The sequence below is a fragment of the Emticicia sp. CRIBPO genome (assembly GCF_009905725.1).
GTDB lineage: Bacteria > Bacteroidota > Bacteroidia > Cytophagales > Spirosomataceae > Leadbetterella.
In genome coordinates, this window is the sequence record NZ_JAAAKV010000003.1 from 64,953 (window position 1) to 87,697 (window position 22,745).

The 22,745-nt window shown below is 44.6% G+C and carries 19 protein-coding genes; 14 read left to right on the forward strand and 5 right to left on the reverse strand.

Annotated features, from left to right (window positions below; translation table 11 throughout):
• The first annotated feature begins 169 nt into the window (after positions 1–169).
• Positions 170–1,774 (forward strand): hypothetical protein, encoded by a 1,605-nt coding sequence (locus tag GVN16_RS07125; RefSeq protein ID WP_166563178.1) that lies wholly within the window; start codon positions 170–172, stop codon positions 1,772–1,774.
• A gap of 104 nt (positions 1,775–1,878) precedes the next feature.
• Here the strand turns inward: GVN16_RS07125 and GVN16_RS07130 are convergent, their stop codons facing one another.
• The 3 genes from GVN16_RS07130 to GVN16_RS07140 all read right to left on the reverse strand — a co-directional run bounded on the left by GVN16_RS07130 (position 1,879) and on the right by GVN16_RS07140 (position 3,716).
• The gene (locus tag GVN16_RS07130; protein ID WP_166563179.1) at positions 1,879–2,625 is read right to left on the reverse strand and encodes a DUF3667 domain-containing protein; all 747 of its coding nucleotides are present in this window, start codon (positions 2,623–2,625) and stop codon (positions 1,879–1,881) included.
• 19 nt (positions 2,626–2,644) lie between these two features.
• A complete protein-coding gene (locus tag GVN16_RS07135) occupies positions 2,645–2,890 on the reverse strand; it encodes a hypothetical protein (protein WP_166563180.1) in 246 nt (81 codons plus the stop codon).
• 448 nt (positions 2,891–3,338) lie between these two features.
• Positions 3,339–3,716 carry a helix-turn-helix domain-containing protein gene (locus GVN16_RS07140; protein WP_166563181.1) on the reverse strand — a complete coding sequence of 126 codons (378 nt, stop codon included), beginning with the start codon at positions 3,714–3,716 and terminating at the stop codon, positions 3,339–3,341.
• Positions 3,717–3,804: 88 nt separating this feature from the next.
• Between GVN16_RS07140 and GVN16_RS07145 the strand changes: the two genes are divergently transcribed.
• Positions 3,805–4,683, forward strand: coding sequence for an NmrA family NAD(P)-binding protein (locus tag GVN16_RS07145; protein WP_166563182.1), 879 nt, complete (start codon positions 3,805–3,807; stop codon positions 4,681–4,683).
• 148 nt (positions 4,684–4,831) lie between these two features.
• Here the strand turns inward: GVN16_RS07145 and GVN16_RS07150 are convergent, their stop codons facing one another.
• Positions 4,832–5,473 (reverse strand): DNA-3-methyladenine glycosylase, encoded by a 642-nt coding sequence (locus GVN16_RS07150; protein ID WP_166563183.1) that lies wholly within the window; start codon positions 5,471–5,473, stop codon positions 4,832–4,834.
• 285 nt (positions 5,474–5,758) lie between these two features.
• Between GVN16_RS07150 and GVN16_RS07155 the strand changes: the two genes are divergently transcribed.
• From GVN16_RS07155 to GVN16_RS07180, 6 genes are all read left to right on the forward strand, one after another.
• Positions 5,759–6,418: an RNA polymerase sigma-70 factor gene (locus GVN16_RS07155; protein ID WP_166563184.1), complete on the forward strand. Its 660-nt coding sequence runs from the start codon at positions 5,759–5,761 to the stop codon at positions 6,416–6,418.
• 22 nt (positions 6,419–6,440) lie between these two features.
• On the forward strand, positions 6,441–7,505 hold the full coding sequence (locus GVN16_RS07160) for a FecR family protein (RefSeq protein ID WP_166563185.1): 1,065 nt from the start codon (positions 6,441–6,443) through the stop codon (positions 7,503–7,505).
• Positions 7,506–7,730: 225 nt separating this feature from the next.
• Positions 7,731–11,165 (forward strand): TonB-dependent receptor, encoded by a 3,435-nt coding sequence (locus GVN16_RS07165; RefSeq protein WP_166563186.1) that lies wholly within the window; start codon positions 7,731–7,733, stop codon positions 11,163–11,165.
• 24 nt (positions 11,166–11,189) lie between these two features.
• Complete coding sequence (locus GVN16_RS07170) at positions 11,190–13,001, forward strand: RagB/SusD family nutrient uptake outer membrane protein (RefSeq protein WP_166563187.1); 1,812 nt, start codon at positions 11,190–11,192, stop codon at positions 12,999–13,001.
• Between the two features lie 58 nt (positions 13,002–13,059).
• Positions 13,060–14,349, forward strand: a complete 1,290-nt coding sequence (locus tag GVN16_RS07175) for a hypothetical protein (protein ID WP_166563188.1) — start codon at positions 13,060–13,062, stop codon at positions 14,347–14,349.
• A 370-nt stretch (positions 14,350–14,719) separates the two neighbouring features.
• On the forward strand, positions 14,720–15,100 hold the full coding sequence (locus tag GVN16_RS07180; protein WP_166563189.1) for a hypothetical protein: 381 nt from the start codon (positions 14,720–14,722) through the stop codon (positions 15,098–15,100).
• A 204-nt stretch (positions 15,101–15,304) separates the two neighbouring features.
• Here GVN16_RS07180 and abc-f read toward each other — a convergent pair whose 3' ends face one another.
• A complete protein-coding gene (gene abc-f / locus GVN16_RS07185) occupies positions 15,305–16,897 on the reverse strand; it encodes a ribosomal protection-like ABC-F family protein (protein ID WP_310587417.1) in 1,593 nt (530 codons plus the stop codon).
• Between the two features lie 257 nt (positions 16,898–17,154).
• On the opposite strand from abc-f, the gene GVN16_RS07190 reads away from it, so the two are divergent.
• The 6 genes from GVN16_RS07190 to GVN16_RS07215 all read left to right on the forward strand — a co-directional run bounded on the left by GVN16_RS07190 (position 17,155) and on the right by GVN16_RS07215 (position 22,687).
• The gene (locus GVN16_RS07190) at positions 17,155–18,111 is read left to right on the forward strand and encodes a hypothetical protein (RefSeq protein WP_166563190.1); all 957 of its coding nucleotides are present in this window, start codon (positions 17,155–17,157) and stop codon (positions 18,109–18,111) included.
• 97 nt (positions 18,112–18,208) lie between these two features.
• The gene (locus GVN16_RS07195) at positions 18,209–19,939 is read left to right on the forward strand and encodes a hypothetical protein (RefSeq protein ID WP_166563191.1); all 1,731 of its coding nucleotides are present in this window, start codon (positions 18,209–18,211) and stop codon (positions 19,937–19,939) included.
• Positions 19,940–20,141: 202 nt separating this feature from the next.
• The gene (locus tag GVN16_RS07200) at positions 20,142–20,366 is read left to right on the forward strand and encodes a DUF2798 domain-containing protein (protein ID WP_166563192.1); all 225 of its coding nucleotides are present in this window, start codon (positions 20,142–20,144) and stop codon (positions 20,364–20,366) included.
• Positions 20,367–20,399: 33 nt separating this feature from the next.
• Positions 20,400–20,969 (forward strand): Crp/Fnr family transcriptional regulator, encoded by a 570-nt coding sequence (locus GVN16_RS07205; protein WP_166563193.1) that lies wholly within the window; start codon positions 20,400–20,402, stop codon positions 20,967–20,969.
• A gap of 129 nt (positions 20,970–21,098) precedes the next feature.
• Positions 21,099–21,650 carry a helix-turn-helix domain-containing protein gene (locus tag GVN16_RS07210; protein ID WP_166563194.1) on the forward strand — a complete coding sequence of 184 codons (552 nt, stop codon included), beginning with the start codon at positions 21,099–21,101 and terminating at the stop codon, positions 21,648–21,650.
• An 86-nt stretch (positions 21,651–21,736) separates the two neighbouring features.
• Positions 21,737–22,687, forward strand: a complete 951-nt coding sequence (locus tag GVN16_RS07215) for a hypothetical protein (RefSeq protein WP_166563195.1) — start codon at positions 21,737–21,739, stop codon at positions 22,685–22,687.
• Positions 22,688–22,745: the final 58 nt, after the last annotated feature.

Consider the following 22,745-nt stretch of genomic DNA (forward strand, 5'->3'; position numbering starts at 1 on the left):
ACGGCAGGTTTTTTTGTTTTATACCCTTTCAAAAATATCTTCCCGAAAATTGTAATCCTGTCAGCCTACCATTACACGTAAATATTTTGTTAATAATGATGGATGTTCTTTTTTAGCTTGGTTTCGTATATTATCTTGCCTGCCAATCAAATTAATTAAATCTTATCCCATGAAAGTAAAATTATCTTTTCTTTTTAGTTTAATCCTTTTTTATAACAACGCTAATGCCCAGGTAATTGAGAAAACAATTGATTTTCAATATGTAAGCAAAAGAAATAGTGATCGTAAGCCAGACCAGAGACCTTTCTTATTAAATATGGTAGTGGCAAATGATAGCGTTAAGGTAAATTCATTTATTCCTGCCAACGGTGATTTGTTTGAAAATGGCAAAAGGTTGTATGATTTCTCCGGAGGGTTTAATCTTGTTACATCTAATTATTTTGATGTTAACTTAAATACGTTGAAGCAAGATGAAAATGTGATTGTGAGTATTGCCGAAAACGCCTCTAAGAAATATGAATTTCAGGAGCCGGCTTCTGGCAAGGTGATCAATAAGTACACCATAAATACGGTGAGTCAATTCTACAAGCAAAACAAAACCATTTTAGGAGATCAGGACGGAATTTCTTTTGAGATGCTGCAAGAGGGGAGAGTGAAAAACTCTAACTTAACCATAAATAAGATGACACACAATCTCAGAGCTACAGGTTTTGGAAAGTTTGAGAGGGGAGAGACGAAGGAACCCATTAATGTAGATGAATGGAGAAGTGCTACCAAGAATTTATATTTGAATAATAATTTAAAACTAAAGGCAAAATTAGGGGACAGAAACTATATTACTTTAGTGAACAGAGTAAATCCAGACGACAATTACTGGCTTACGAAGAACTTTGCTCTTATTGTTTTCGATAGAGACGGGAAAGTTGTTAAAATACACCAGTTGGATTTCGAGTATCTGCGTGCATTAAACTCTGCCATTACAGTATATGATGAAGCCGGAAATCAGAAGGGTATTCTGGTTGCTTTTGAAAATGATTCAGAAATGATGGGGCAGAATAAAAGAAAGGATCCGATCCGCAATAAGTTTAATTTGTTTTATATCAATAACGCTGGAGAATTAGAGATGAAAATTGATTTGATTCACGGTGAAAACCCTGAGAAAGATGACTATTATTATCCCTCTTTTGCGGTGTTAAAAAATGGGCAATTTCATATTTTAAATAAGTATGCCGAATATTCAATAAAAAAGAACACAGAATACCTTGAAAGGCTTATCGTTGATAAATCAGGTAAAGTCAGTTCTGAAAACCTGGGAGCTCAAATGAAAATAGGTGTTGGTCTTCATCATTCTGGCTTTGCAATTGCAACCCCCGTTTTCTTTAATGGAGCGTTTTATGCTGCAAGTACTCAATCCACTGTTTCTCAAGGTGTAAGTACTTACACAAACTCCATTGTTTGTAAGATAAATGCCGATCTTACAAATCCGGAAATGATGTTGGTTTTTAACAATGGGCCACAAAAAGATCCTATTTCGAGTACATTGGTCAAAACTGACAACGGGATATATAGTGTAGTATGTCACTCCGAAGGAAACCAGGTTTTAAATCTGATTGAAAAGGCCAAACCTCTGGAAATTAAATATCCTACAAGTTTTCAGCCTTTGTCGGCCTATCTTTTGAAAAACTATGTTGTAGATACTAAAGACAAGAAACTCTATTTTGTCCTGGAAAACAATAAAGCGGGCAATGCCAAATTAGTAAAAGTAGGATTATAAGATATATTAGGTAAACAAAAGCCCCGGAAATGAAAATTTCCGGGGCTTTTACTATTATGCCAATCTCTTTTATCGAACCGTCTCCCCGTCCGACTTGCTTCTGATCAATGCGGAAGATGGTTGAGTACTCCCATGATGATACCGACTACAACGGAAAGGAACATAATGGATGCAGGCACCATAAAACTTCTGATCAGCAGAGCCTTTTTTGAATAACCCGACTTGGAGAAGAACTGGTAATAAAACCAGATGGTGTAGACGAACACAAAAACTTCAATGCCCAGGTAGTAAATCAACAGCAGGCCTTTCAGGTTGGTATAAAATATAGTGATCACGGTAAAAACCAGCGAGACAATCATCTCGACCGCAGCCTTGTAAGAATTAAGTACCAGGTGCTCTGCATAATTAAACTTTGCTTTCCTGAACCAGAACAGGCTGAAAAGCGACGTGATAGGTATGGTAATGAGCAAAACCAGCTTTGGATAGTGACTTGCAAATGCCTCGAGTTCACTAACGGTTTTTTTACTGGATTCCGACATTAAATCAGCCAGTTTAATATGAGTATATGGGCCGAGCAGTCCGGATATACCTAAAACGAGCAGGATCAGCGTGATAAAGTTAAAATATCCCACCCGTTTGCCCAGCACATAGCCGCGAACGCTGTTGCCGGGATTAACAAACAGTTCTTTGAGGGTATACAAAATACCTTTGTCCACATGCCACACGCCATGAATGAAGTCGTGCGTAATGAAATGTTTTAAAGAGTAGCGGTGCGTGCTGGAGGTTTGGCCACAATGGCCGCAGTACTTTTGTGATACCTCGTTCCCGCAATTCAGGCAATTGGCTTCCATCTTATTTTACTGACTGGCTTTAATTTCTTCCCTTGATTTCGTTATCAATGTTTTTCAACTGGATAAAGCCGGGCAATAAGCTAAAAGAAGCTCCTATGCCTATAGCCAGAAAGACATAGTTTTTAGTTTCTATGACCGTATAAATCAGGAAGAGGATGGCTATACCCATGAGGGAGCCGATGATCAGGATCGTCTTTTTGAGCTTTGTTTTTTTCTCTGTCAGCTCTTGAACAGACATGCTTTTTAAATCTTCATTCGTTTTCATGCAACGGGCAGTTTAGATTATCTGGGATTGATTACAGGTTGACAAATATAATATAATTGCCGTATAGATGTTGAATAAACAGGCATAGTGATAAAATAAACTCAGATTTTTATAAACTGAGTGTGGTAATTAAAAAATGTACGGTTGATTGGTTCTCACAGTTCGATATTTGATGGATGGTTTCTTACGGATGAAACTATATGCTGCCAATCCTGCCAGGATATTAAGTGATCACATAAACATTGAGTCAGGTTTTAAAAAGGACACCGATTTTTATAAATTAATCCGTTTACCTCACCTCCGGTCAGAGACCGGGTGTCGCCGTCCGGCACGTCATAAGACGTTGGACAGCTCATTGAAAAAACAATTCTTTAGCTGACATTGAGAATTGCCAGCCAGGTTTCTATAAAACAGAGGTGTGTTTCTCTGTATTGGATAGATTTTAATATTAAGCCTCCACCACTTCCTCGAAAGACCCTTTCATATCCGCAAAAGCCCAGTCGGCCATCGACGCAATGATGGGCTGTAAGCCGAACCCTGCTTTGGTCATGCTGTAGGTCACATAGGGCGGCACCACCGGTTTGGCTTCCCTGATGATCAGTTTGTCGGCCTCCAGTTGTTTCAGGTGCTGTATCAGCACTTTTTCAGTGATGGCCGGGATGGCCCGTTTCAACTCACTGTACCGCTTGCTGCCCGAAGTCAGCTGATACAGGATAATGGGTTTCCAATATCCGCCTATTTTCTCCATTACATAGGTGACAGGGCATTGTTCCAGGGCATACCGTTTATTTTCCTGGATGGTCGAGCTTTCTTTGATGGCTGTCATGATACATACTTTAAGGTAAGTACTTGTATAAAAGTAAGTACAAATATACCTTTGTCCCATCAAAAAAACAAAAGAAAATAATACAAACATGAAAATTACCATTGCAGGTTCTCTCGGTAACATCGGGAAACCATTGACACAAAAACTAACAGAAGCAGGACACCAGGTAACCGTCATCAGCAGCAATGCAGACAGACACGCTGAGATAGAAGCATTGGGGGCAAAGGCTGCCATTGGCTCGGTAAGCGATGCGGCTTTTCTTGAAAGTGCATTTACAGGAGCAGAGGCTGTTTTTACCATGACCCCTCCAAACCTGGGTGGACAAAATGTGATTGCCAATACCGTGGCAGCAGGAAAAGCCCTGGCTGAAGCCATTACCAAATCAGGCGTTGGCCGTGTGGTGATGCTGAGCAGTATCGGGGCGGATCAGCCATCAGGTACCGGGCCGATTGCAGGTTTATATCACATTGAGCAACTGTTCAATGAATTGGAAAATGTGTCGGTTACCTATCTTCGTGCAGGATACTTTTACAACAATTTCTTTAACGATATTCCTCTTATCAAAGGTGCGGGCATTACGGGCAGCAATTTCCCGGGTGGTATTCAGATTCCGTTGGTGTACCCTTCAGATATTGCCACTGCGGTAGCCGAGGAACTGGTCAAATTACCGGAGGGTAAAAACGTGCAGTACATTGTGAGTGATGTCAAAACAGGAGAAGAAGTGGCAAAAGCTTTCGGTGCGGCCATTGGCAAACCTGAGTTGCCGTGGGTAGAATTTACAGACGAGCAAGCCCTTGGCGGCATGTTACAGGCCGGTTTACCTGAAGAAATCGCCGGACTTTACGTAGAAATGGGCTCCGGATTCCGTAATGGCTCCATCCCTGCAGACTTCTTACAGCAAGGTGCCCCGGTAAACGGAGCAACGAAATTGGAACAGTTTGCACAAACCTTCGCCGCCAGATTCTGAGAACCTGGCTGAGTCTTTTCCAACGGTCTTTCTGCAATCAGGAAGGCCGTTTTTTTTGACAAAGTCTTTCGAAAAATAGCCACGAGGACACAGTTTCTTTTACCTCGGCAACATCTTCGTGCTTTTGTAGCAAAACCCTTCGAAGAAATCACCCCTTCCTTCTCACCGATAAATAATAATGCCATAAAACCATCGTCGCTATCGTGCGGCTCGGCTGCCAAAGGAGGGCGGTGGCCAGAACGTCTTCTTTTGAGGTTTCTTTCGGTAGTTTTTTGAGTTGTTTCAGGGCATTGACTGCTGCCAGGTCACCCACAGGAAAGATGTCGGATCGCTGTAAAACAAAGATCAGGTAAATATCCACCGTCCAGTCGCCGATGCCTTTGAGGCGGTTCAGGACCAGTCTTATTTCGTCATTCGACAGCGTTGCCAGGTTGTCCAGATCAATCACCCCGTTCAGCAAAGCCTCTGCCAGGTGCCTGACATAGACTGTTTTCTGTCTGCTGAAGTAACAGGCCCTTAATTCTTCATCATTCAGGGCCAATACACCTTCCGGCGTAATTTCCCCGATCTTTTCCTTCAGTTTATTCAGCGTAGCCAGGGCAGAAGCCAGCGACACCTGCTGCTCCAGGATGATGTGCACCAGCGACTCAAACGTGTTCGGCCTGCTCCACATGGGCGGGTAGCCGTAGGTATTGATGACAAAACCGAGGTCTGCATCACTGAAGGCCAGTTCATCACAGAGCTTCTGAAAATTACCGGCGGAGAAAAAAGGAGGTATCTTATCGGACATGGGTTACATCGTGAATGATTTTGCAAGTTATGGAAAATGCAGAAAGGAAAATGGAAAAAGGAAAGTGGAGGAAGAAGAGGAAGAAAGCGTGTCTGGTCTGACAACTACGTTTGGACGCTGACAACAGAGATTATGTATGGCTGTGAATTTAAGAAAACAGCAAATGCTTCTTTTTCCATTCTCCTTCTTTCCGTTCCCCAATAAAAAAAGATTTTCAACAATAATGTGGGGTGAAATAATTATATTCTGTCCCTGAATTGTACAGTATGACTGACGAGTGTAAGTATGACAAAAAATAACAACCTTAAAAATGAGATCCCGGAAGGGGAGGCCGGCCCGGGCCGGGAGGAAACTTCCGAACCTTCCCTGATCCTGGACGAAGAAAAATACCTGAGGAAACTCTTTGAAATATCTCCTGAGAAGGGCTTTGAGCTGCTTTTCCGGAAGTATTATGCCAACCTGTGCAGCAGTTGCATCCGGTTTGTGCATTCAAAAGAGACGGCTGAAGACATTGTTTCCGAGATATTCATCAATCTGTGGCAGAAACAGCTGTACATGAAAATCGAGGTGTCTTACCGGGCCTATCTCTATAAAAGTGTAAGGAACAGGTCCATCAATTACCTTAAATCTGAATTCCTGAAAGAACCGGAAGTAAACCTGGAAGAATCAGATTACACCACCACCGACCAGGTAGACAAACCGGATGAGATATTGTTTTATCACGAACTTAATCTGAAACTCGACGGGGTTATCAAAAGTTTACCGGGTCAGTCGAGGAGGGCCTTCCAGCTCTCCCGGCTCGAAGGAAAAAAATACGCGGAGATTGCCAGCGACCTTAGCATCACAGTCAGTGCCGTCGAGCGGCTGATCAGCAGGGCACTCCAGAAAATCAGGAACGAACTGAAGTCTGAATTCTTTATAGCCATCATTTTATTTTTAAGTTAAGCCAGTTGTCTGAACTAAAATCATGAAAAACAACATAACTAAAGACGTCATTTTTAATTTCTTAAGCGGAAATTACACGAGCATACAACGGAAAAGTATTGAACAATGGCTCGAAGACCGTTCAAACGAGGAGCTTTTTTACCAATACCTCGATGAATTTGAAAGAAAACATCCGCAATACCCGGTAGATGTGGAGAAAAGCCTGTCCATCGTCAGGTCGGGGCTGGGGCAGTTCAAAGAATCTCCCCGGCAGGAGCTTTCAGAGGAAACAACAGGCCGGAAAAAGTGGTACCTGGCTGGTGCAGCGGCGGCCCTGCTGATATTAAGCTTGTCTGTTTACACTTATTTCAAGAAAGATCAGACGGCTTTTCAGCAATTGACGGCATCTACAAAAGAAGCTGACATCATAGAAAAGATCAACGGGGGAAGTAACCTTTTGACCATCATTTTACCGGACAAAAGCTCGGTGATTTTACAACCCGGCGGCAAAATCACTTACTCTACCAAAAGCTTCAGCAACCATAAAAGGGAAGTGTTTTTTGAAGGGGAGGGTTTTTTTGAAATCCTTAAAGACGTAAACTCTCCTTTCATTGTCTACACCGATGACTACACGACCAAAGTACTGGGCACCAGCTTTACCTTGAAAACCTCCCGTGGAAAGAGTGAAAATGAAGTGATTGTCAAAACAGGAAAAGTGGCGGTCTACAAAAGAGAAAAGGAAGACACCGGCAGCATAGAAGGACTCAGTCCTACCATCCTGTTGTCGGCCAACCAGATGATCAAGTTTGACGGCAAGTCGGCCGAACCGCTTCAGCCCGCCACTACCTCAAAGCAGGACCTGGTTGAAAAGGTACAGAAAATGACATTTGAATTTAATGATACCCCGGTCATAGAGGTCTTCGATCTGCTTTCTGAGACCTATCATGTCAAGATTGAATATAACCGGGAGACTGTGGCACACTGTAAGATCACCGCTCTGCTGGCCGATGAGCCGCTTTATGAGAAAATCAGGCTCATCTGTTTTGCCCTGAATGCTGACTTTGAAATGGAAGAGGGTAAAGTCCGCGTCCATTCGAAAGGCTGTTGAAAAACAGAGGATAGAAGTACAATAAATCAATTACCTGACCAAAAAGATGAAGAAAAAACCTTTCCCCCCACCATAAAATAAGGTCTATCTGAGGAACAGAATAGACCTTATAAAGCCCGTTGAAATTGGCGTTTCTATGTTCGGGCTTTCGTGTTTCATTTATCAATAAAACAATGTAAAACTATGAAAATAAATCTACAATCGCGTAGGCTTATTCTACAATTTATGAGAATAACACTCATTCAGATCGTATTATCCGTGTCGTTTCTGAGCATCAGCATCGCCAATGATGCCTATTCCCAGGAGCTCGGAGACAAACGCATAAGCATCAGGATTTCAGAGCAGACCCTGAAGAATGCCATCCGGGAACTGGAACAGGTCTCCAATGCGAGATTCATTTACAGCAACACCGTGATAGGTACCGACAACAAGGTGAGCATCGATATCAAAAATGCCTCGTTTGCCGAGGTGCTTAACAGGGTTTTTGCTCCCCTGAAGATCAATTATACCATTTCAGGTAACCATGTGGTGCTGCAGAAAAAGGCCGCAGCCGAAGCTGAAAAGACCCTCAACAAAGCCCGCTCGGAGATTCCGGGCAATGTTGACCTGACTATTACCGGGGTCGTGAAGGACCAGAACAATGAGGTGCTTCCGGGTGTCAGTGTGGTGCTCAAAGGTACGACACGGGGCATCACCACCGACGGTAACGGTAAGTTCAGCATTGATGTGCCGGACTCCAGGTCGGTGCTGGTTTTCAGTTTTGTAGGTTATCAGAACCTCGAAATCACGGTGGGCAACACCCTCGTGCTCGAAGTAGCCCTGAAGGCCGAATCCAAACTGCTTGAAGAAGTGGTGGTGGTGGGTTATGGTACCCAGAAGAAGGTCAACCTGACCGGGGCGGTCGACCAGGTGACAGCCAAACAGCTGGAAACCAAGTCGGTGGCCAGCATCGGACAGGCATTACAGGGTGTGGTGCCTAACCTGAACATTACATTTGCGGATGGTAACCCCGTGAAAGACCCGTCTTTTAACGTCAGGGGTGGTACTTCGTTTTCCGGCGGGAGTTTCAGGAGCGGCAGCCCGCTGATCCTCGTCGACGGCATCCCGATGGAGATCAATAACCTCAATCCGACTGATATCGAGAGCCTTTCTGTATTGAAAGATGCGGCGTCTTCTGCTATTTATGGTGCCAGGGCCGCCTACGGGGTCATCCTGATAACAACAAAGAAAGGAAGCAAGGACAAAGCTCCCAGGGTTTCCTATTCTTACAGCCACCAGGAGCAAAGCCCGATCAACAGACCGAAACAACTGAACTCTGTGGAGTACCAGGAGGCTGTCATCAACGCCCAGGTGCTTGAAGGAGCCTCTGCTTCGGCTGATGACCTCTTCAAACTGCAGCAGGTAAAAAACTATTACGCCAACCCAACCACAGCACCGAGCTATTATATCGCCGGGGGCACCAACATCTGGGTGGCGAACATCGATCCCTGGGGAGAATTCCTCAAATCATCGGCCCCGCTGAAAACGCATAACCTTTCGGTTTCCGGCGGAGCAGCCAAAAGTACCTATTACGCCTCACTGGGCATCAGGGACCAGGAGGGGATGATTGCCCTGGGCGACGACTGGAGAAAAACCTACAATGCCATGCTGGGTTTTACCTCTGACATCAACAAATGGCTCAATATCGACACCAAAGTGATGTATACTGGCTCCAACTCCAAACGTCCGCATGGACAGGGCGGGTATTCGGCCTATTCCGACAACTATTTTGAGTTCCTTTCCCGCATCGGGTGGAGGAGTCTGATGACCCCGAGGTTTACACCGGCCGATTCGCCGGTAGGGGTGATGCCCACCCACACCCAGCTCAACGCTTTTCACAATGACGGGAACATTTCCCTGCAGAATTCCAACCTCCTGATGAAAATTGAGGGAACCGTGAAGCTGCTGGAAGGCCTGAGTTTCAAAACGAACTTTGCCTACAAGACCATCAGCGAAAACCAGAAGATGCATCTGCCGCTGGTGTACCGTGTGGAGAAAACCTGGGTTCCTTTTGTGGAAGGATTCAGTACCGTCAGCAAGACTTTCTCCAAAAGCGACTATACCGTTTATAATGCTTACTTTGATTTCTTCAAGACCATCGGCCGCAAACATGACATCTCAGCAGTAGCGGGTTACAACCAGGAATTGTCGCTTTACCGCGACCTCACCGCCCAGGGCAATGACCTGATCACCGACGCTATTCCCGTGTTAAAGCTCGCCAACGGTGCCAAAACTTTCGGGGATAACGAGTCACACTGGTCTATCCGCGGGGCTTTTGCGAGGTTGAACTATATTTTTGACAACAAATACCTGCTCGAGGTCAACTCCAGGTATGACGGTACCTCTAAATTTCCGCAGGGGAGCAGGTTTAAACTTTTCCCGTCGGTTTCTGCCGGTTGGAGAATCTCCGAAGAAAGTTTCATGAGCGGACTGAGGTCTGTTTTACCTGACCTGAAACTCCGGGCCTCTTACGGTAGTCTGGGTAATCAGGACGTAGCCAACTATGCCTACATTTCTTCTTACGGACTGACACCCCAGGTGGCTTACCTGATGAATGGCGTAAGACCGATCGGCATCAACCCTCCCGGCCTGGTAAGTTCAGACCTGACCTGGGAAACCGCGACGACCATCGACTTCGGTCTGGACGTTTCTTTCAAACATAAACTGAGTGCCACTTTCGACTGGTACAGAAGAACCACCCGCAATATCCTGACTTCTGCCGAGCAGTTGCCGTCTGTGCTGGGAACGAGCGTACCGAACAGGAACACGGGCAGCCTGGAGACCAACGGATGGGAGTTATCGACCAAATATACCGACGGATTTGCCAACGGTCTGAAATATGACGTGTCCCTGGTGCTGGCCGACACCCGTTCCAAAGTCGTGAAGTTCTCCGGTAACCCGCAGCAGCTGATCGCCTCCCTTTATGAGGGCAAACAAATGGGCGAAATCTGGGGCTATGAGACCGTAGGGATTTTCCAGACGGCCGACGAGATCAAAGCAGCTCCCGTACAAACCCAGATATCGGGTGCAGTATGGAGACCGGGCGACGTACGCTATTCGGATCTTGACGGCGATGGAAAAATTACCCTCGGCAACTCTACCGTCACCAACCCCGGAGACCGTAAGATCATCGGAAATTCGACCCCGAGATACCAGTTCGGTATCAATGCCAACCTGGGCTGGAAAAACTTCGACTTCAACATGTTCTGGCAGGGCACGGGTAAAAGAGATTACTGGTCAGGGAGTTACCTGTACTGGGGGCTGATCAACGGCACCAACATCAACGGCGGCATCGGCACTCCTGAGGTGTACTATAACTCATGGACACCCGAACGCACCGACGCTTTCTACCCGGCCTTCAAACCTGCCCTCAAAAACATGCAGGTGCAGTCGAGATACCTGCTGAATGCCGCTTTTATGAGGCTGAAGAACGTCACTTTGGGCTACACCGTTCCGGAAAGCCTGAGCAGGAAGATCAAAATAGAAAGACTCCGAGTGTTCACTTCAGGCTTTAACCTCCTGACTTTCTCGAAAGTGCCGAAGTTCATGGACCCTGAGAACATGAATGACGCTTATCCGCTGATCCGTTCACTGACGGTGGGTGCACAGGTGAATTTTTAACAGTAAACCTTTAATAAGACTTCAATGAAAGCTACAAATATATCAATCCTTCTCCTGACTGTTTTGCTCATATTCAGTTGCGACGATGATTTCATGGAGCGGTACCCGCTTGACAGTATCGCTGATCAGAATTTCTGGCAGACCGAGTCTGACCTTAAACTGTATGCCAATTCCTTCTATGGTATTTACATCGAAGGTTTCGACAATGCCCTGGGTGTGAGGGACCCCTTCGGTTTCAAAGGTTCCGCCATTCCTTACGGTGACCTGCACTCAGACAATGCCCTTCCGCAGGACGTGTCCACTGTCAGGATGGTCAACGGCCTGTACGTCCAGCCCTCGGCTGCCGGCAGTGGCGGGTGGAACTGGGGCAATGTCAGGGCCCTTAACTATTTCCTGGTGAACTACCAGAGAGGCAATGTGGCCCAGGACATCAAGAACATCTATGCTGGCGAGGTCTATTTCTTCAAAACCATGGAGTATTTTAATAAAGTGAGGCTCTTCGGTGAAGTGCCATGGTACAGCAAACCCCTGGAAACCAACTCTAAGGAACTTTATGACCCAAGGACCCCGAGAGCGGCCCTGATGGACTCCCTGCTCAGCACCATCAACAAGGCCGTGGACCTGTTGCCGCAAAAAGGCAAGGAGGCCTCCGGACGTCTGAACAAAGACCTGGCTCTCTTGCTCAAAGCCCGCGTCTGTTTGTATGAGGGAACGTTCCGTAAATACCACAAAGACCTGAACCTTTCAGGCCAGAAGTTTCTGCAGGAAGCCGCCGACGCTTCAGACAAACTGATCAAGTCGGGCTCTTACGCCGTCTGGACCACCGGCGACACCCAGAACGATTACCATAACCTCTTTATTCAGAACAATTACAGGACTAACTCCGAAGTGATGCTCTGGAAAGAATACAGCAGCGGTGTGCTGGGCCATGCGTTCCTGAGGTATTTCCTCTGGAGCCAGGGCGAGAATGTCGTCGGGTTCTCCAAGTCATTTGTTGAAGAGTATCTGTGTTCAGACGGGCTCCCGATCAGTACCAGTAAGCTTTATATGGGCGACGACAGCCTCCAGAGCGAGTTTAAAAACAGAGATCCGCGGCTGTCTCAGACGGTCAGCCCTCCAGGCAGGTATGCCCTCGATAAAACCATCACCGGATCTTTTGTTGCCAGAGGCAAAGGTTACAACGGTCTGATGCCCGCTATAAGGGGAACGGGCGAAGAGTACCCTTCACCCACCGGATACTGGCCTGTGAAATACTGGAAAAACGACCAGACAGAAATCAACGCCTTCCAGAACGGCATCATGCCTTGTCCGGTCTTTAGGTTTGCCGAGGCCCTGCTGATCAATGCCGAAGCCAATGCCGAGCTGGGCACCGCTACCCAGGCTGTGTTGGATGCGACCGTCAATAAGTTAAGAAAAAGAGCGGGCATGCCTGACCTGGTTATGAATAACCTGCCTGCAGACCCTGCCCTGGACGATAAATACGCTAAGTTCTGCGGGTATACCCCTTCGGCACTCATCCGTGAGATCAGGAGGGAAAGAAGGGTGGAACTGGTGATGGAAAACTTCCGCTGGGATGACCTGGTACGTTGGAGAGCCGGAAAACTGCTGACCACCCCGCAGGCCACAAGAGGGATTAAATTCAAACAATACCAGTATCCGGGTGTGGTGATCAACCGCGACATCTTCCTGGACAGTGAAGGTTACCTCGCTCCTTATAAAGTCTCGTTGCCGAACGGCCGGACTTTCCAGGAACCGAAGCAATACTATTTTCCGATCCCGATCGAGGAGCTGGTCATCAATAAAAACCTGTCACAAAGCCCGGGCTGGGGGAATTAAAGCCTGGTTTATCCGGAGCAGCCTTCCGGGCTGCTCCTCATTCAACCTTAAAAATATTATGACAAAGAATCGTATCAAAACTACGGGAGGGCAGACCTTGCTCATCTTCTTATGCAGCCTCGTTGCCGTCACTTCCGTCAGGGCCCAGGTCAATCCGAAAACCGCCGCAGACCAGGCCGGCCATGAATTGTGGACCAAGTTCATTGACAAATACGGCATCATCAACGACTTTGTGGGCGAGCGGCCCACCGCGATGGACGCCCGGCTGTCGAGACCTAATGCCTTTGGATGGTGGACACCCATTGAAGACGGGGCCTTCTTTACCGGCCTTTACCTCGGGGCCATGTGTGAAAGAGCCGCACAAACGGGTCTGCAGGAAGACAAGGACAAGGCCAGGATACTCGCCCAGGGCCTCCTTAAACTCTCTATGGTGTCGGATGTACCCGGTTTTATTGCCAGGGGAGTCAGCACCGACGGCATCACACATTATCCCAACGGGTCCAACGACCAGACCGTTCCGTGGTTTTACGGGCTGTACCAATACCTGAAGACCGACATTCCCTCTGTAAAGGAAAAGGAAATCATCAAAGCGAAAATGACCGAGGTGATCGAGGCCCTGCGGTTAAACGACTGGGAATTTCCCTCCGACGGCATGTATACCGGCCTGAGCCGCGACGATCTGCGGGACAACCGCTTCCTGGAAATCCCCTGTTACCTCTATTTGCTGAGGGCCATGCATGAAGTGACGGGTAATGCTGACTGGCTGGAGCGTTACAAAAGAGCAGCCGTGGAGGTGCCGAAAGGCGGCACAAAAGGCCGTGCACAGATCAGTGCGGAGGGCATCGCTTACGACCAGGACTTCTGGAAAGACAGGAAAAATAAGTCTTATCTCTGGATCTACGTCATGAAAACGGCCGCCATGGTAGAGCTGGCGAGGCTCGAGAAAGACCCGGTCATCAAAGCCAGTTACCTCGAAGGCATCAAAAAAAGCAGGGATTTTGTCATCGATTTCGCCAAAGGCTACACCCAGTTTGACAACAAGGACGAGAAAGTATTCGGCAACACCGACTGGCGGGCCTGTTACACCGAATGGTTCCCGCAGTTCACCATTGCCGACGCCATTGCGGTGTCGACACTGAGAAATGATGCCAAAGCAGGGCCGAGGAAAAACTATGAAAGGAATTTTATGACCACCCCGCTGGCTGCGGCCTCCATCCTGGCCCTGGCCGGAAACCCGGAAGACTGCAAGCTGATCGACGAAGTGGTAGGGCATTATAATTATGCGAAACTATACCTCGGCGAATTCTTTTACGCCGAGTATGCTTACTATCATAAGCCCTGTAAATAGACTTTTTCGCCCCACCGACCTTAGAACTCAGGAAAAATAATGGAAAAAATAGTATACGGCTAATCAGACAAGCCCTCCGGAACCTCTCCGGGGGGCTTTGTTTTGAATGAAACCGGCTTCAAATACCCCATAAGCCCCAACAATCAGCTGAAAAACCCTTACATCGCCCGATTCAGCCTCGTCAAACCCCCTAAAAGTGCCTCAATATCCCCGCCGGGCTCAAAAACAACAGCTCAGACTGCCGTTAAAGACTCTTTCAGTCCCTTTAATGCCAATAAAAGTGGCTATGACTCCTGTCAAAGCTGCTATGAAGCAAGATAAAACCTAAATAAACCCACTGAAAGCCCGTCCATCGGAGCTAAAAGCTCGGATGTCGGAGCTTTTAGCTCGGGGATATGGTGTTAAAGAGTATAAATCGGAGCTTTTAGCTCGGGTATTGGAGCTAATAGCTCGGAAATATGATATCGAAGGGCAAACATTGGAGCTTTTAGCTCGGCGATATGATGTCAAAGGTCAAACATCGGAGCTTTTAGCTCGGGGATATGCTGTCGAAGAGTATAAATCGGAGCTTTTAGCTCGGGGATATGGTGTCAAAGAGTATAAGTCGGAGCTTTTAGCTCGGGGATATGATGTCAAAGAGTATAAATCGGAGCTTTTAGCTCGGGGATATGATGTCGAAGGTCCAACGTCGGAGCTTTTGGCCCGGAAGTATCTTCTCGGAGCTAAACCATTAAGGAGTGAAGGGCATTAAGGGGGCTGTTGACCATCTGTCTTGATATTCTCAATGCCTTAATGGTGAAAGAAAGTGTTTATCATGGCCGTAAAAGCCTCGATGGAGTAGTACGAAGATTTACCATTAAGGAGTGAAGGCCATGAAGAAGGCATGAAGGAGTACGCTGACAACTTCATGAACCCTTAATGCTCTCAATTCCTTAATGGTGAAACCTCAGCACTGCTATTGAAGCACGATAGACTCCTCCACTTTGATCTCATCCAGGAAATACTGGTCGTGCGACACCACCAGGAGGGTGCCCTGGTACTCATTGATGGCCGCGGTCAGTATCTCGATGTTCTGAATGTCCAGGTTATTGGTCGGTTCATCCAGGATGATCACGTCCGGGGCCTGGTTGCCGATCGTAAGGGAGCAAAGCATCAGCCGCATTTTCTCGCCACCACTCAGGGTACGGCAGGGTTTGTCCCAATACTCCTTCGTAAACAGGAAGCGGTTCAGCCGTATCTTGATGTCGTGCTCCTGCAGGGTCCCGGTGTTGAAACTCCGGGCCTGTTCATAAACACTGAGATCATTATCAATCAATGAATAATCCTGGTCGATGTAAATGGACCTGATGGCGGCCCGTTCGATGCTTCCGGTCTGAGGCTCCAGTTCCCCCAGCATCATTTTAATGAGTGTCGTTTTTCCCGATCCGTTCGCTCCCCTGATCACCAGACGCTCGCCGCTGCAGACCTGTAAACTCAGCGGCTCTTTCCACAGCCACTGGTCGCCATACCTGAAATTCACCTGCTCTGCCGTGACCAGGATCTTGCCTTTGTGGAGGCCGGAGCTGTCCAGGTTCACCTTCATTTTATCCGTATCCGGCAGGTCTTTCCGCAGGCGGCCCAGGTCGCGGGCGATGTTCCCGGTTTTTTCTGCGTGCACCTCTTTCATGCGGGAGGTACTTCTCTCGGCACTGTTGCGGAGGGTGTTCATCACGATCGTCGGCATTCCGGCCTTTTCCTGTTTCTTTTTACCCCTGGCGTCCAGCTTCTGTTGCCGCTCCATCGCCTCTCGTTCTGTCTCGCGGGCTTTGCGGAGGGCCTTTTCCTTGCTTTTTACCTCATGGTTCAGGGCCTCGTTTTCTATGCGTTTCTGTTCGGCATAAAAATCATAATTACCCCCATACACCGTGATGCCTTTGGGCCCCAGTTCATAAACAGTAGGCAGGAGATTGAGCAGGGTCCGGTCGTGACTCACCACCACGAGGGTCTGTCCGGCCGAGCGGATGTAATCGTACAGGATGTCCCGGCTGAGGGTATCCAGGTGGTTGCTCGGTTCATCCAGCAGCACCACCTCCGGCTGGTGAATGAGGATACCCGCCAGGAAAACCTTCGTTTTTTGTCCGCCGCTGAGCGAGCTCATCGGCAGGGAAAGGTCCGGTATATCCAGTTTCCAGTGGGCCAGGGCCTCGTTGCACCGTTCCTCAATGCCCCAGTCGTCGTCGAGAACACCCAGGTTGGCTTCGGTTACTTTCCCGTCCAGGATTTCTTTCAGGGCAAGCAGTTTTTCTTCAATGCCGAGGGCCTGAGCGATGGTATACCCATTGAACTGCCCGAAAATCTGGGGGACATAATAAGGCCTGGGATCCGCTTTGACGGTTCCGTGCGTGGGAAGTAAATTCCCGGCTAAAATTTTCAATAAAATAGATTTTCCGGCACCATTATGACCGATCAACGCGATCTTATCATGCTTGTTGACAACAAGATGGAGGTCAGAAAACAATATATCACGATTGGGGTGTGTATAAGTAACACCTTGGAGAATTAACATCATTTCTTTCTTTAAGAGTGAATAATGACAAGACCAGCGGCCCTGTTTATTGTCTTACGATACAGAAAGAAATGATCACATAGCGGTGTTTTTTGATGATGGGTACAAAGGTAGGGGATTTTTTTGGGATGGGCAAAGGGGGTATTTGAATATGAAATATACTTTCGTATATTTAGGGTGTAATACAAATACTGACTTTACAGTTTTGACTTGTCGTTAATTGAAGGAGTTGGAATCATTAGGTTATAAGGATAAAAAGTATGATAGATTTAGAAATTTCAAACTACAATGGGAAATACACTCATTTGAATACTGAGCGGAGTCAAAACGTTAGGCCGATAGATCTAGCTAGGGCTATGGTTCAAGTAGGCCAAGGTAGTTGGAAAGATGTTTTTAATTTGAGCAAATTCAGAATTGGAGAGTTAGTTTGCAAAGCGTTTGCATTTTCGAATCTCGAGAGAGGCAATCTGATACTTCAGAATAGATTTAATAAACTTAATCAAAGTGAGAAGACAACTATTTCCTACTACTTTGGACAAGGTTTAACAAAATTGTATTCTGAAAAATTTCTCAAAATTAAATGGCTGTTCCATGTTGATGATTATATTGATCTTATCCAATTTACTAATAAGGGATTATCCACTTCCAAAATTACTGTTGGGAAAACAAAAAAGATAGCAAATAGACCAGATCTTATAGGTTTAGAGAGAAAAAATATTTCGCATATTTTTGAAGCAAAAGGCAGTTCCATTAAGTATGACACCAGTGTTATGCAACATGCTATTAATCAAGTTTCTCAAATAAAAACCTATAATGGTGTGTCACCTGAGACGAAAACTGCTTGTTATTTTGATCTTTCAAAGAAACCGATAAAAGGGATTATAATTGATCCTGAAAATGGAGATGATGGAATTGATATACAGCTAGATGAAGAACTTTTGATTAAGAGGTATTATTCTTTCTTTCTCGAAAATAGACAGTATTTTAGTAACAGTTTTAGGTATAAAAATCTTGAGTTTTTAATAACACCCGTAGGAATGCCGAGTATTTATTTTGGATTCGATAAAAGGCTCCTTGATATGAATGTAGCGGATTTGTTAAGCGAAAAGGGACTATATTATAACACAGATACATATTTGCAAAATTATAGTGAAGATTCAGAACACGTGAGTTTAGGTTTAGACGGAATTATTTTAGTAGATGAAAGAAAGTTTTGAGAGATTAGAAGTGTCAAATTGCCAAATGCTCAGTTTGTTAAAATAAACAATTTAATATTTTAAACTCAATTGAAAGATATATTTTACTGTATTCAGTATGAAGAATAATGAAGTAGTTATTGAACAAGTTCTTTTGAAGAAACAGTATATGGTTTCTTTTGAAGCAGTATACAGTCAAAGTGACTTCATTGATCCCCTAATTTTATTAAAGGACATTCCTCTGGCAGCACTTGAAGAAGTTGCTTACTTATTGGTGCGAATTACTAACATACAAAAAGAAGAAAGAAGATTTCATTCATCTTACCTATTAGGTTGGATGATGAGAATGACCGGTATTGATCAGAGGAAAGTACTTCAATTTGTTCAAACAAATCCAATATTTAACCTCGTAGATTTTTTAATAACTAGTCAGAAATCTTGCCTAAGACTAATACAAATAATCTTAGAGGTTGGCTGTCCAATAGAGCGAGAACTATCAAAGAATGATTGGGGAATGCTTTTTAAATCGTTGCTAATATGTAATACAATAGAAATAAAAAAACAGGAAGAAGTATTTAACTGGAATAATAACGAAGGCACTGAGAACTTTATGAGTAAGATTTTGCCCATTAGAATGCGAAATTTGGAAATAGAACGTAGGAAAGATTATAAAGTGCAATTGTTGAAGGCCTCTTATTTTTTTGAATTTTGTAAATTAGATAACGAATATAAATCCTATCTAGAAAGCTTTTTGAGCTTTTATTCTTTTAAATCTTACGAAGAGTACATATGGAATATTTTGCATCCGTTTCTATTAATGATGACGAATGATGAAATTACCTGCAAAATTCATATCGATCAGAAAGACATAAGTACAATCAACTTTTTTAAACATTTCTTAATTAACGATAAAAAGGTCACTCTTGACGAAGATTATTTGTTACTACGCCAGTTTCCGATTCTCTATCGTGCAACAAATACTTATATATTTTTGAATATTAATTTCTTCATAGATAAACTATATCATGGATTTCTTTTTGATTTTGTAGATGTATTAAAAAAAAGTGGTTTAGAAACATTTGACTACGGACAGTTAAAGAGGGATATGGGGAACAGATTTTCAGAAACCCATCTTTTTTACATGATAATGGAAAAATGCTTTACATCCTTTGGCAATTTTAGAAACTCAGGAACTGATCTGAAGAAAAAATTAGATGAAAGAGAGCCGGATTATATTCTTAGGAATGAAAATGAAATCTTTTTATTTGAATTTAAAGATTCTACTATAAATTCTAATATAAAGTATTCAGAAGACGCTTCAATTATTAAAGATGAATTACTTGAAAAATTTGAGTCCACTAAAAAGAACGTAGATAAACCTAAGAATAAAGCTGTAAATCAGCTTAAAAATAGTATTGTTGATATTCTAAATTCAAAGTTTCAACAAAAAGAGATAGATAATTTTGAACCCAATAATGTGATTATTTATCCTATTTTTGTATTTACGGATGTTGTTATGGAAGCAAGCGGTGTAAACTATTTTTTAAAAGAAAGATTAAATGCTTTAATTGAAAATGAAAACCTTCCGAAGAATAGAATTAGAGACATGGTTTTAATTAACCTTGATACTTTAATTTTGTATCAAGATTTGTTTAAAGAGAGCTTAATTGATTTTGGGGAATGCGTTAAAAGTTATCTTGGATTTGTTTCTCAGGGAAGTCCTGAAACTAAGCTATCAGCATTTGATGAATATTTTAAGTATTATATTGTGAGAAAAGGGTTTAAAGTCGTTACTAAACCGAAGGATTTTGATGAAATAATTAAATCTTTTATTTCAAAAGACACTTAATTTTACGCGTTAAGAGTTTACTGGGTTAAATAATAATACCACCTAATCCACTTATGAATTTTCTAATAAATGTTGTTCCAAATTACTTTTAAAATTCTCATTTATATTATTCTTATCCTCACCCAACCTTTTTTGACCTAGATCAATGTTTATGATGTCTCGTTTGACCATTTTTGCATCGTCAAACCATTAAAACAACAGAATGAACAAAAAGTATTTTAAGTACATCAACACTTTATTTGTCGTGTTTCCGATGACCCTCATCATGGCGTTTGTGGGCATCGTCCGCAATTATGGATTCGGGGAAGATTGGGTATGGAAGTTTCTGAAAGCGTGGAGCGTCATGTTGCCAGTGGCTTATGCCGCTGCTTTCGTGATTATTCCCAACGCCAGAAAACTAGCCGAAAAAACTGCTTCCAGGTCATAAGGCCGTAGATTTGTGGCTTATCACTAAATGACTATGCAGGAACAACTTATTCATTACATCAGGAGATTTATTACCGTCACAGACGAGGAGCTTAACAAAATAGTTTCGTGCTTCAGACCCCTGGAAGCGGAGAAAAATGAACTCCTGGTGGTGGCCGGGCAGACCAGCCAACGTACTTTTTTTGTGGGGAAGGGCTGCATACGCATATTTTTTATCACCGAAGAGGGCCAGGAAGCGACGAGGTACATCGCTTTTGAGAACAACATGGCCACGGCCCTGTGCAGTTTTATCTCCAATGAGCCCTCGCTGGAATTTATCCAGGCCCTGGAGCCTTCGGAATTACTCTGTATTTCTCATGAAGACTTTTACCATCTGCTGGAGGTGATTCCTGCCTGGGAGAAATTCCACAGGCACTATCTGGAGAAGGCTTATGTGAACAATACCAACAGATTGATGTCATTCCTGACCCTCAGTGCCAAAGAGAGATACCGGCAGGTGCTGGAGGTCAACCCGGAAATAGTCAGGCGATTACCCAATAAAATCGTCGCTACCTACCTCAACATCTCACAGGAAACCCTGAGCAGGCTGAAATCAAAAATTTAGGTTTACTGCCCTGATTTTAACGTCGTTGATCTGCCGGGTTAAGGTATTCAGTCCTATTTTATGAGCTTTTTTTTAGAACTCAGATCCCTTTGTTACCTTTATCTCAGAAACTTTGTCAGAAAAATACCGATGGCTAATAAAATTCTGTTTTACCGGAACAAACTGCAACTCACCCAGTCTGAACTGGCAGAGCGGTCGGGATTGTCGCTGCGAACCATTCAGCGGCTGGAGTCCGGCCAGATTCCTAAAGGATATACCCTCAAAGTACTGGCCAAAGCCCTGGAAACCGGCACCGGGGAATTGATTGAAGAACCTGAATCAGGTGAAGCGGTGGCGGATCTGAAAAAGATAAAACTCATCAACACCTCTGCTCTTTTCTTCATGATCATTCCTTTCGGGAACATCGTTATTCCCTGGATTATCCTCAGGAGAAACAAGCTGGACGCCGTGAGAAAAACCGGATCGGAGATTCTTGAAATTCAGATTTTATGGACAGTCATCACCTCTTTTTTCCTGGCGGTCAGCCCGCTGCTTCAATGGGCCTTACAGCTTAAAATCCCCCTGATTCTTATATTTCTGTTTTTGAGCTCCCTTCTTAATTTGTTCATCATTCTACGTAATGCCAGATCACTAGCGGAAAAAGGGTATTTGGCTATTCGTTTGAAAAACAGCCTTTTGTGAGAGTTGTCGTAAAAATGTCGTAAAATTGGCGGCTATATTTTATGATGATTTTTATGCGTTTTCATGAGTTTTGTGAAAAAAAGCAAATGAAAGTTATTAAAAAGATCTGTCTTATTTTAAGCGTGTTTTTACTGGTTGGCTCCGTCGCCGGATATTTTTATTTTGACAGGAAGTTTACACCTCTGCCCAATAGCCTGCTGGTAAAAGGGGAAGTTGAACACCTGCCCATTGCGTGGGAAAGTAATGAGGTCAGTCCAATGGCAGCTTTACTTTTACCCGTCAGGCTCGCCGGCATTCCTGATACATTTTACATGCAACTGGATTTCGGTTCACCGTTAACCCTGTTCTATCGTACACCACTGACAGCTATTCAACAGAAATACCCCGGTAAAGCAGAGCTATCGCCCGGATCACCGGTTTTGAAGTCAGATTTTCACCTTGGAAACATGCATGTGACTTCCGGGGATTTTAAGATACTTAACTATGGTGAGGACATCGACTGGCGTACAACCGGAAGAAGATACATTATTGGTACCATCGGGACTGATCTGCTGGAGAAGCGGGTGACCATCATGGACTTCAGGAATAATACCTGCTCATTCTTCGAAGACATTCCCTCCCGGGAATCCGGACGCCCGTTTGAAACATTTGAATTTAACAAAAGAAGGATACTGTTGCCGGCGAAGATAGGTGAAGAGGAGGTTACTTTGCTTTACGATTCAGGCACGAGTGCTTTTGAACTGGTTACGAGTAAATCAAACTGGCAGAGGTACAAAAAAGAGAATGCCAAATCACAGGTTGAGGAGGCTAATTCGTGGGGAAATAGCTTGCAAACATTTACTGCAGAGAGTAACAAAGAAATAACTTTCGGACGGACCAGGGTTCCTCTCAGGAATGTTACTTATATAGAAGGGACTTCATTTCTTCAACAGATGCTGATGCGTTTTTCGGGAATGGAGGGCATGACCGGAAATCAGCTTTTTAAAGACAGGGTCGTTATCCTGGACTGTGCCGGCAGAAGATTCGCAGTTTATTGATGATCAGCAGGGGATCGTGCCCTCGTGTCTTTCACACATCGAAAATAGCCACGACGGC